The sequence below is a fragment of the Gilvimarinus sp. 1_MG-2023 genome, assembly GCF_030548285.1.
In genome coordinates, this window is the sequence record NZ_JAUOSC010000971.1 from 1 (window position 1) to 274 (window position 274).

Genomic DNA, 274 nt, shown 5'->3' on the forward strand with positions numbered 1-274 from the left:
GTGCCGGGATCTGATGCTGGACACTGACCAGCCCGAGTTTGTCAGCAAAGGCCTGGCGCTCGGATATCAGCTCCAATACCGGCAACATCACACGCAGCTGCTGCAAGGTATCGCCTTGCGGCGCAACATCGGTGTACTGGTCCAGCTGCTGTTCTATTTCCGACATCTGCTGGCGCAAGCGGGCTGCTGCCGCGGTGCGATCCAGTTCTGCCAACGCGTAAGCATAACCACCCGCGACGGAGGCATCGGTAATCGTTACCTCGTCCAGCTGTAC

1 protein-coding gene is annotated in these 274 nt (G+C 59.5%); it reads right to left on the reverse strand.

Annotated elements, in window-relative coordinates; all coding sequences use genetic code 11:
• Positions 1–274: hypothetical protein (locus Q4563_RS19765; RefSeq protein WP_303605731.1), on the reverse strand; the 274-nt coding region annotated here is incomplete at both ends.